This window comes from Sphingomonas sanguinis NBRC 13937 (genome assembly GCF_001591005.1).
GTDB classification, from domain to species: Bacteria; Pseudomonadota; Alphaproteobacteria; order Sphingomonadales; family Sphingomonadaceae; genus Sphingomonas; species Sphingomonas sanguinis.
The window spans coordinates 1-1,157 of record NZ_BCTY01000119.1 but is presented as its reverse complement, the minus strand read 5'-3'; the positions used below and the strand labels follow the sequence as shown (position 1 = coordinate 1,157).

Below are 1,157 nucleotides of genomic sequence, written 5' to 3'. Positions count from 1 at the left end.
GTTGGATGAACGTCCGGCGTGGGTGGATAGCTGACGTGCGGCTTGCACCGATGCGCCGTCGATGCTCTACGCAGCGTCCTTATGGACCTCCGTTGCCAAGGCTTCTTTGAAGGCGCGAAAGCGCGGGACATGGTAATCGGCTGGGGAATTCTCGGAGCGCCAATTGCCGCATTGTTGTTGCTTGGCGCACTCTTCTTAAAGGCCGAACCAATACGTCGCCAGCAGGTGATTGGGTGTTATACAGCAGCGGGTGCGCCAACACTCCACATCCGCTTTGATGCCATATATGTCGGCGATAGTCGTCAAAGTTCTTTCACTTACATCGCCGAGCCATACAAGGCCGGTTACCATTTGGCAGTCAATCCGGCACTGGGATTACATCCCATCAGCACGGGCGGCTATGATTTTTTGCCGGATCGCGGCATCGGATATTTCTGGGAACTACTCCCTAATGGGACGGCTTCGCGTATGCGCGCTCCCAGCGAATATAGCGGCCGCTTTGAGATCATCGCTGCGGATGGAACCTCGGTCGTATACAGCCGAGCCGATGCGGCAACCAAGTGTGGCCCATAGCATCCGCTAATGGGCGTTAACGCAGGTTCGCGGTCTTCGCTCGTCTTGCTGCAATGTTCCAGATCATCAGGCATAGCGTGGCAGCCCACGTCCCGTAGCCAGCATGTCCATCAGACCAGATTAACCAGATGAAATAAGCCGCAAGCCCGACGCTAAGTACGATGCGGGCCGCTCGCACCGCCGGATGAAGGAGCAATGAAACCGCTCCCATTTCGAAGCCTCCTACTGCCGAAAACAACCGTATCTTCTATCGCTAGCCTCAGCAATTTGGCGGGATCGGTGGACAGCGAAGCAACGGGTCTTAACATATCGAACCGGCGTGAAACCTCACTCTACGTTGCTGTATTCCTCCACAAGATACAAAGTGCCTACTCGGTAACAGTAAATTGGCATCCCTCCCACACCATCCTTGAGCCGCAACTGAATGCAGGTTTTGTTCGGGAAGGAGATGTAACGAGCGTATCGGTTCGACATTGCTGCGGACGGTACCTCGTGCACCTTCGCCGCCCACCGCCTAGCTGCGTCTTGTGCCTGCGCTTTTGACCCGTTCCAATCAGGTAAGCGCCTCTCACGCTCAAGAGTGT

The 1,157-nt window shown here is 55.7% G+C and carries 1 protein-coding gene; it reads left to right on the top strand.

Annotated elements, in window-relative coordinates; genetic code table 11:
- Window positions 1–129: 129 nt before the first annotated feature.
- Window positions 130–573 carry a hypothetical protein gene (locus tag SSA01S_RS19740; RefSeq protein ID WP_156477982.1) on the top strand — a complete coding sequence of 148 codons (444 nt, stop codon included), beginning with the start codon at window positions 130–132 and terminating at the stop codon, window positions 571–573.
- Window positions 574–1,157: the final 584 nt, after the last annotated feature.

Bases quoted from the DNA above. Each gene is read 5' to 3' on its own strand.
- SSA01S_RS19740 (WP_156477982.1), top strand. From the start codon at position 130: ATGGTAATCGGCTGGGGAATTCTCGGAGCGCCAATTGCCGCATTGTTG.